Genomic DNA, 8,357 nt, shown 5'->3' on the forward strand with positions numbered 1-8,357 from the left:
GTGAAATATCTTTTCCATTGCGGGTTACAGCACGGCGATAACAGTCCAGTTCCAGGTCGTCCACTTTATAGACGGCAGTGGGCATTACCATAGAATTGCGCCGGGACAGAGCTTTGATGCGTGCCAGCAATTCTTCGAAGTGGAAGGGTTTGGTCAGGTAATCATCGGCGCCGTTTTCAAATCCCTGTACTTTGTCGTTCAGTGTGCCGAGTGCAGTGAGCATCAGTATGGGCAGATCGCGTTTGACATGGCGTATATGCCTGCATACATCCAACCCGCTGTAATGAGGTAATACGACATCCAGTACAATAAGGTCGAAATCCTGTTGCAGCGCAATGCTACGGCCCGTTGCACCGTCGTATGCCACAGTAACATTGTAGCGGTGGGCTTCTAATCCTTTTTTAATGAATGCTGCTACTTTAGGTTCGTCTTCTATCAATAGAATATTTATCATCTGCTATCCGGTGAATCGCAAAATTATTTCATTCACCTATTGATAGCGCAGTATTAGAAGATTTTAATGTGATGGAGGAAGAAAGAAAATTTGTATCTTCATATGGTACTGTTATGATTCCTTACGTAGTAAAAATCTGTTGTTATGCCTAAGGCTATATCGGGCAGAAATGAAGAGATCACAGAAAATTACCTGAAATTTCTTGATCAGCATCTCGCCAACCTGGTGGAAGGAAGGGAGGCGGATATGTTGCACATCAACGAAATTGCGACACAGTTATTTCTTGATCCGGGGCATCTGAGTAATACGGTGAAGCTGGTAACCGGTCATCATCCCTGCTACTTTTTTGATAAAAAGATCATTGAGAAAGCAAAGCAGCTGCTGAAAGGTACGAATCTGTCTGTATCAGAGATTGCGAGAACACTGACATACGATCCATCCAATTTCAGTAAGTTTTTCAGAAAAATGACAGGACTTACTCCTGGTGATTTCAGAAAGATGCCTGTTGAAGAGATTTCTGAAAAGTTCACCATGACGAAATAATGTGTAGGCGTTAGTTTTAGCCTGCCGGCATTAGCTGAACTCTTAATATCTATTTATGCTGATCAGAATTCTCAGTACTGTTCTTATTCTTTTTGCATTGTATATGGGCATCAAACAAGGTTGGGCCATGTTGTACGGCAAGCCACAGATGCTGGAAATGTTTGGGAAGTGGAATATCGGGAAGACCGGCACGGCCGTACTGGGGGTCTTTACCATATTGGGCGCTGTACTGGTGCTGTTCCCGAAAACATTCCTGTGGGGGAACTTTATTACAGCGGCGGGTATCTTGTTTATCATTGCTTTGCATCTGAAAGATCAGGATCTGAAAGGTGTTGCTATTGAGCTACCTTTCTTCCTGTTGTCATGGCTGATCATCTATCTTCAACACCCATTAACCAGATAAAAGTATGTCAGTTAATACTTCCATTATTACGCACCCGGTTGTAAAGGCTGCCATCGATGCATTACAGCAGGGGGATAACGCCGCCTGGTCAGCTTTGTTCACTGACAATGCTGAATTATATGATGATGGCAACAAACGTGACCTCCGGTCATTCAGCCGCGACGCTGTCGGGCATGAGCGTTTCACGAGCATCGACAAAGTAGAGAACAATGGTCAGGATCTTTATGGCCGCTTTCATTCCGATCAGTGGGGGGATTTCAAAACCTATTTTAAATTTCACATTGACAGCGGCGGAAAGATAAACCGGCTTGACATCGGTCAGGCAAATTATTGAAGATCCACAGCGAATCTGTATCTTTAAGGTGATGAAATACTATACCATTCCATCACCACCGGCTCTGAAGGATATTGTACGTTTCTTCTGGGTACTTGAGAGCAATGAGCCTTACACTCACTACTCGATGGCTGATGTATGTCCCGAAATGGTATTTCATTACAACGGCCGTTTCGATGAGTTGCTGCACAACGGAGACATCACGCCTTCCTTTACTGCCGGTATTCATGGTCAGACTAATTTCACACGGCGTTTTCATATCGATGACAGCTTTGGTATTTTCGGCACTTACCTCTACCCGCATGCTATTCCGTTGTTGTTCAATATACCTGCGCCTGAGCTTACCAACCAGATGACGGACCTGCAACTGTTATTGCAGGCCGCAGGCAGCGAGCTGGAAGAGAAGATATGGAACGCCCGGAGTACAGCGCAACGCGTGAAGATCATGGAGTCGTTTATCCTGCAACGGCTGGCAAAGCACTATAAAGCGGAACCGCCGGTTTTTCAATGTATACAGTCCATTATTCACAGCAAGGGCCTGGTAACCATTAAGCAACTGGCCAGCGATCATTTCTTGTCTGAGCGCCAGTTTGAGCGGAAGTTCCGCCAGTTCTCCGGCTTCAGCCCCAAATTGTTTTCACGTATTGTACGCTTTCAGTCGACCATGGCGCAGTATGGTAATAAGGAAAAATCGCTTACTGAAATAGCGTTGGAGTGCGGGTATTATGACCAGTCGCATTTTATACATGAATTCCGGGAGTTCTCGGGAAATCACCCCAGGCACTACTTTTCAGGAGACTCTGATGCTACGAAGTGGCGCGACTAAGAATGTCGGTTTTTTCCAATTTTATGCAGACGAGCCGGAATAATTTTGGGTCATTATTTCACCCGTAACTTTTATACAGATGGAAATTCCAAAAGGTCACCAGGTAGTAATGCCCTACCTTATTATTGACAAAGGCGCCGCCGCTTTCATTGATTTTGCGAAAAAGATTTTCAATGCAGAGTTGACCTACAGCGCTCCGCGTGAAGGGGATACCACCATTATGCATGCAGAGATCAACATCGGTGGTTGTACTATTATGTTTGCGGATGCCACGCAGCAATGGACGTCTCAAACAGCTAATCTGTTTATCTATGTAGAGGATGTAGATAAAAAATATCAGCTGGCGCTTGACAGCGGCGCCACTTCAGTGATGGAGCCAGCTGACCAGCACTACGGACGCGCTTGCGGCGTAAAGGATCCATTTGGTAATGTGTGGTGGATGACGGGGATCTTGTAAAGAAATTAGCTGTTAGCTATTAGTTTTCAGCGATGATGTTGCTGGCTAAAGCTAAAGGCTAACAGCTATTTCTCTTAATTGTTTTCCGTGTATTTTTTGAAATTGTCCAGGATAGCCTGCCAGCCTGATTTCTGCATATCGGCGGGATTTGTGTCTTCCGGATCAAATGTTTCTGTTACTTTGGTGGTATTACCATCACCTGAGAAAGTGATCAGCACTTTTCTTTCATCTCCCATCGTATATGCGATCACTTTATGTTCATCTACCTGTGTATAGACTCCGCCGAAATCGAAGCTGAAGCTGCCATCTTTTGCGGCCATGGTGGTACTGAATGCACCGCCTGTGCGCAGGTCGTTGGTGGCTGCAGGTGCATGCCAATCGTCTGATGCCTGGCACCACTGTGTGATGTGTTCGGGTTGTGTCCAGTATTTCCATACTTTTTCAACAGGAGCCTGAACTGTAGTTTCTACGGTGATCGTGGTTTTGTTTGCAGTTGTCATTTTTTGATATTTATCAGTGATAATAATAAGTTAAACATATTTTTTTAAGTCCTTATCAGACGCATCAGTGTTCTGCTGTGTTGACAATGCAAACATACTTCGGAATAACTGTTCAGACAGGGGGGAATAACGACATATCGGAGGCGTTTTGCGGTTTTTCTTTATACGAGCACCGCTCCGCCATCCGCAACGATGACCTGGCCAGTGCTGAAGGGTTGCCGCATCAGGTAAAGATAGGTCGCTGCTATGTCTTCAGCTGTACGTACGCGCTTTACAATCGCCTTTCCTAGCTTCCCGGAGTACATAGGCTAGTTTTTATTGCCTGTTGCTACTGAAGGAGTCGCGGTACATCTTCCATCCTTTGGCTGTCTTTTTCCATAGTACCAGGTATTTGCCGTTATCGAACAGTTTGTTGTGTTCATCATAAGATTCCCATAAACCTTCTTCCGTAACATATTCTTTCCCGTCTCCATAGATCCGGGTAATGATGAACCGGCCGTTCCGCAGTCTGATCTCGTGATAAGCCTTCCGGAAAAAAGCTGCCGGTGCATCGGCGCCGCATATGGCAGGCATACCCGGCGCCATGATGCAACAATCTTCCGCATAACGATCTATGAAGATAGAAGAATCGCCTTTTGCGAAGGACTGGAAGTAAATGTTGTTGCTTTTTTCAATGGCGGCCCTGGCTTCTTCCAGATTGCCGTTAGTGGAGGTGTTGCAGCTGTATATAAGCATAAGCAAGACTAATAGCGTAATAGTGTGTAATATTTTCATATCGGATGTTTTATGCAAAGGAAGCACATCATTATGGCGTGGAATTGTATAAAAGGGAACAAACGGGTAACTTCGGGCAAAAGAACAGCGGCTATATCATGGTAACAGCGAATGAAGCACAACAACAGGAGCAGATGCATCAGCTGCACCAGTTCCTGCGCCAACAGGTGAATATCACTGATGAAGACTGGCGCATCTTTTCATCCCGCTTTGAATATAAAGTGTATCCGGCAGGCGCCTTTTATCTGAAAGCCGGGGAAATTGAGAACTATGTGACTTTTGTGGACAGGGGGCTTGTACGTTTTTATGTTGAAGATGCCGGTGGCAATGAAGTAACCTGTGGTTTTGGCTTTGAGGGCTGGTTCATGTGCGTTTACAGTTCTTTCTACACACGTAATCCTTCCCGGTATTATGGTGAAACCCTTACCGAAACTCATGTGTGGCGGATCCATTACAATGATATGCAAAGGGCCTTCGATCAGTTGAAGGTAGCGGAAAGAATAGGCCGGTTGGCAACAGAACAGATGCTGATGATAAAATCGGAGAGGGAGCTTTCATTTCTTATTAAGTCAGCCGAAGAGCGATATCTAGATCTGATCGGTAAAGCACCGCATCTCTTTAAGTATGTGCCTTTAAAGCACCTGGCCTCTTATATCGGTGTAACGCCGCAGGCATTAAGCCGGATCAGAAAGCGCATTTCTTAACCCAGGTTCGTTTGCCGATAGCATTTGGCAGCTAATTTTGCAGGGAACATATAAACTCACCTGACTTATGCCGGCAAAATACCTCTGGGAAACAGGCGCTGTAATCATCAGCCTGATGGGACTATTACATCTTCGCGCCACCTTATTTACTAACAAACTGTACCCGCGCAAGGAGCAACTGATTAAGGACATGGAGGAAACGCCGTTGGTGATGACAGAGCAGCTCACGATGTGGAAATCATGGATAGGTTTTAATGCTACGCATAGCAGTGGCGCGCTTTTCATCGGTATTGTGAATTATTACCTGGCGCTGAAGCATTTTGACTTTTTAAACAATAGTCATTTTCTGTTGCTGTTTACCATTGCAACTGTTACCTTTTATGTATGGGTAGCCGCGAGGTTTTGGTTTAAAGTAGTGCTTGGGCTACTTACTATTGCGTGTCTCTGCTTTATTACATCCTATATTCTGCTGCAGATTAATTAGATGTTGAACAGTTTGTTTCTCGCCAGTAGCGATGCGCCGATAACGCCTGCTTTGTTGCCAAGTCCGGATAGTTTGTATTGCGTATCGTTGTTGACGAGGCTGAGCGAGTATTTGTTGATGGCGCTGCGGAGTGGGAGAAAGATACATTCGCCGGTAGAAGCGAGTGCGCCACCGAGTATGATCAGTTCCGGATTATACAGATTAATGAGGATAGCGATGCCTTTACCTAGTTTTTCACCTATTTCTGCGATAAGTTCAATAGCGAGGGTATCGTCGTTGTTGGCGGCTTCAATGATGTCTTCCATGCGGATGTTGTGGGCGTTGTGAATGGTTTTCGTGAGGATGGAAGTTGCGCCGTTGCTAAGGCGACGTTTGAACTCGCGGGTGAGTGCCTGACCGGAGGTTTCGGTTTCCAGGCATCCTTTTTTTCCACAATGGCAGATGATCTCGTTATTGAAGAAGGGAATATGCCCGAATTCTCCGGAGAAACCTGATTTACCATAATATAGTTCGCCATTTATCATAACGCCAAGGGCGATACCATAGTCGACATTAATAAAGATCACGTCTTTTTCATCTTTTACGAGGCCGCTGCAGAACTCACCATAAGCCATAGAGCGGGAATCGTTTTCTATATATGTTTTTAAGCCCAGTTTGTTTTCAATGATGCGAGTAAGCGGTTCTTCATTAAAATAGAAATAGCTGTAGCTGTAACCCGTTTTATAGTTGATGCGGCCTGGGAGATTGATACAGATGCTGAAAATTTTCTTCGAGATGCCTTTCTGCTCTTTAATAAATTTGTTAATCAGCTTACAAAGATTATCCAGAGCGGCTTCTGTGTTGTTAAGATCATAGGGTATATTTTCCTGGAACCTGACCAGCTGCTTCTGGAAATTGAGCAATCCGATATTGATATGATCGTTTTTTACTTCCACGCCCAGGAAGAAAAGGGAATCTGATTTGAGCCCATACAGGTTTGGGCGGCGTCCTACGGCGGATTCTGTTTTACCATAGTCTTTTACCAGACCGGCTTCCGTCAGCTCGTTGATCAGTTCCGCTATTTTGGGTGCGCCTACATTGAGTATCTTGCTGAGGTCTGTGATGGTGGTATTGCCCTGGTTGGCAAACCAGGACAGCATGCTTTTTTTCAGTTGCAGGTTCTTAAATGCAACGCCGGATATTTCTTCATTGTGAAGGTCACTTAAAAACGAATTATTTCTCGCCATTGTTAATCGATGCTGGTAAATGCAGCATCCAATATAATTTTTTTTACTGAATCGGGCTATGAATGATTATCTTTTATTAATCATTTATATAGTTACATGGGTAATTAGAAAAAAAATTTATTAAATAAGTTTGTTTTGGATATAAATATTTTTAAATTTAGATGAAGAGTGAGTTTGTAATAACGAACAATGAAGCCGTTAGAATTCCACTATATGAAAAAGTATCCGGGGAAGGGTTATCCCAGCTACCAGTGTTTCCTGTAATGAAAGAGATGCCTCCCCGGATATACGTTGTGTTTGTAATTCAATGACTGTGCTGAAATGCGCCGGATCATGCGACCGTTGAAGACCTATGTATTGATGTAGTCAGCCAAATGTTAATTCGCCCGATAGTTTTCATCGTCAACGAAAATATCATCGACTGTTATTTTCTCTCAAAAAGTAATACTATGCAGAAACTCACCTGTTATGGCCTTGCAATGGCCTTCTCTACCGGTATCCTATTACATGCAATTATCAGTTGCAGCCCGGATGTCAAAAAGACTATTGAGCCGGTGAATGCTTCAACCAGCATGACGGCAGCCAGGAAGCCGGTATCACCGCTCAGTTATATGTCGGACATGGCACTGATCTACCAGGGAGGTACGCATCGTCTGCCCTGGTATAAGGACCAGCTGGCGCCGTATATCTATCGCAGTACGGCGGCAGGCGTGCAATACCTCTTTGACGGTTTTTTGTTTATTGAATTCAAAGACAACCTGGGCCACGAATATGCAGAAGGCTACGAGCCGTTGCCAGCGGGAAAAGCTGAGTGGGCCTGGCTCCTGGACCGCAACTTTGAGAAAGGCAAAGCTATCGATGCGCTGGATGGCGTATTGGATAGCCTCATCCGGCTGAATATAACGCCGAAGCGTAAACGAAAGGTGATCCTTACCTTACCGGAGCCTATCCGCAAGCTCACTGACTGGGGCGAGCTGAATGGCCGCACACTTAACTTTCAGGTAGCTGCCGACAGGATCGCTGCCTGCAAATGGTACATGGACCTGGCCGAACAGAAGTGGCAGGCCGCTGGCCTCAAGCACCTGGAGCTGGCGGGTTTTTACTGGGTGGCAGAGCAGAATACCGGCGCCGTAGAAATATTACCGGATGTTGCGGCAGACATTCACAACAGGAACCTTAAATTTTACTGGATACCTTACTATGGCGCTGCCGGTGCTGATAACTGGAAAGCAATGGGTTTTGATGTTGCTTATCAGCAACCTAATTATTTCTTTGACACGCAAACACCTTATAGCATTCTCACCGGCGCTATCAGCTTTGCGCAGCAACATAAGATGGCCCTGGAAATGGAATTTGATACACGCGTAGTTACCGACACTGCTTATAGGAGCCGCTACACCGCCTACATTGATGAGTTTCAAAAACAAGGTATCTGGAACGGCATACCGGTAGCCTATTACGAAGGTGGTCACGGATGGCTGGATATGTATAACAGTAATGACACCGCTGTGAAGAGATTATTTAACAGGCTGGCGGATATTGTAGTGAAGAGACAGTATTAATTTGTTTATGTGGTTATATAGCTATGTAGTTATTTAAAATGCAGCGGAGACCGAAAATGTTTTTAAACAAATGTTGATCTCCGCTGCATT

13 protein-coding genes are annotated in these 8,357 nt (G+C 44.9%); 8 read left to right on the forward strand and 5 right to left on the reverse strand.

Going from position 1 to position 8,357, the window contains the following annotated elements; genetic code table 11:
• A partial coding sequence (locus tag VM802_RS13255; protein WP_325531188.1) for a response regulator transcription factor occupies positions 1–454 on the reverse strand: 454 nt, incomplete at its 3' end.
• Positions 455–598: 144 nt separating this feature from the next.
• Here VM802_RS13255 and VM802_RS13260 point away from each other — a divergent pair.
• The 5 genes from VM802_RS13260 to VM802_RS13280 all read left to right on the forward strand — a co-directional run bounded on the left by VM802_RS13260 (position 599) and on the right by VM802_RS13280 (position 3,017).
• Positions 599–997 carry a helix-turn-helix domain-containing protein gene (locus tag VM802_RS13260; RefSeq protein ID WP_325531190.1) on the forward strand — a complete coding sequence of 133 codons (399 nt, stop codon included), beginning with the start codon at positions 599–601 and terminating at the stop codon, positions 995–997.
• A 55-nt stretch (positions 998–1,052) separates the two neighbouring features.
• The gene (locus tag VM802_RS13265) at positions 1,053–1,400 is read left to right on the forward strand and encodes a DoxX family protein (protein ID WP_325531192.1); all 348 of its coding nucleotides are present in this window, start codon (positions 1,053–1,055) and stop codon (positions 1,398–1,400) included.
• A 4-nt stretch (positions 1,401–1,404) separates the two neighbouring features.
• Positions 1,405–1,734 carry a nuclear transport factor 2-like protein gene (locus tag VM802_RS13270; protein WP_325531194.1) on the forward strand — a complete coding sequence of 110 codons (330 nt, stop codon included), beginning with the start codon at positions 1,405–1,407 and terminating at the stop codon, positions 1,732–1,734.
• Positions 1,735–1,765: 31 nt separating this feature from the next.
• Complete coding sequence (locus tag VM802_RS13275) at positions 1,766–2,560, forward strand: DUF6597 domain-containing transcriptional factor (RefSeq protein ID WP_325531196.1); 795 nt, start codon at positions 1,766–1,768, stop codon at positions 2,558–2,560.
• Positions 2,561–2,639: 79 nt separating this feature from the next.
• Entirely contained in the window at positions 2,640–3,017 is a 378-nt protein-coding gene (locus VM802_RS13280) for a VOC family protein (RefSeq protein ID WP_325531198.1), read from the forward strand.
• 74 nt (positions 3,018–3,091) lie between these two features.
• Here VM802_RS13280 and VM802_RS13285 read toward each other — a convergent pair whose 3' ends face one another.
• From VM802_RS13285 to VM802_RS13295, 3 genes are all read right to left on the reverse strand, one after another.
• Positions 3,092–3,517 carry an SRPBCC family protein gene (locus VM802_RS13285; RefSeq protein WP_325531200.1) on the reverse strand — a complete coding sequence of 142 codons (426 nt, stop codon included), beginning with the start codon at positions 3,515–3,517 and terminating at the stop codon, positions 3,092–3,094.
• Between the two features lie 161 nt (positions 3,518–3,678).
• Positions 3,679–3,822 (reverse strand): hypothetical protein, encoded by a 144-nt coding sequence (locus VM802_RS13290; RefSeq protein WP_325531202.1) that lies wholly within the window; start codon positions 3,820–3,822, stop codon positions 3,679–3,681.
• Positions 3,823–3,832: 10 nt separating this feature from the next.
• Positions 3,833–4,291 carry a YybH family protein gene (locus VM802_RS13295; RefSeq protein WP_325531204.1) on the reverse strand — a complete coding sequence of 153 codons (459 nt, stop codon included), beginning with the start codon at positions 4,289–4,291 and terminating at the stop codon, positions 3,833–3,835.
• Positions 4,292–4,296: 5 nt separating this feature from the next.
• Between VM802_RS13295 and VM802_RS13300 the strand changes: the two genes are divergently transcribed.
• Complete coding sequence (locus VM802_RS13300) at positions 4,297–4,995, forward strand: Crp/Fnr family transcriptional regulator (RefSeq protein WP_325531206.1); 699 nt, start codon at positions 4,297–4,299, stop codon at positions 4,993–4,995.
• 67 nt (positions 4,996–5,062) lie between these two features.
• Complete coding sequence (locus tag VM802_RS13305) at positions 5,063–5,479, forward strand: LIC_13387 family protein (RefSeq protein WP_325531208.1); 417 nt, start codon at positions 5,063–5,065, stop codon at positions 5,477–5,479.
• Here the strand turns inward: VM802_RS13305 and VM802_RS13310 are convergent.
• Positions 5,476–6,705, reverse strand: coding sequence for an ROK family transcriptional regulator (locus VM802_RS13310; RefSeq protein WP_325531210.1), 1,230 nt, complete (start codon positions 6,703–6,705; stop codon positions 5,476–5,478). The genes VM802_RS13305 and VM802_RS13310 overlap by 4 nt on opposite strands.
• 449 nt (positions 6,706–7,154) lie before the next feature.
• On the opposite strand from VM802_RS13310, the gene VM802_RS13315 reads away from it, so the two are divergent.
• On the forward strand, positions 7,155–8,267 hold the full coding sequence (locus VM802_RS13315) for a DUF4855 domain-containing protein (RefSeq protein ID WP_325531212.1): 1,113 nt from the start codon (positions 7,155–7,157) through the stop codon (positions 8,265–8,267).
• Positions 8,268–8,357 lie beyond the last annotated feature (90 nt).

The sequence above is a fragment of the Chitinophaga sp. genome (assembly GCF_035538455.1).
Taxonomy (GTDB): domain Bacteria; phylum Bacteroidota; class Bacteroidia; order Chitinophagales; family Chitinophagaceae; genus Chitinophaga.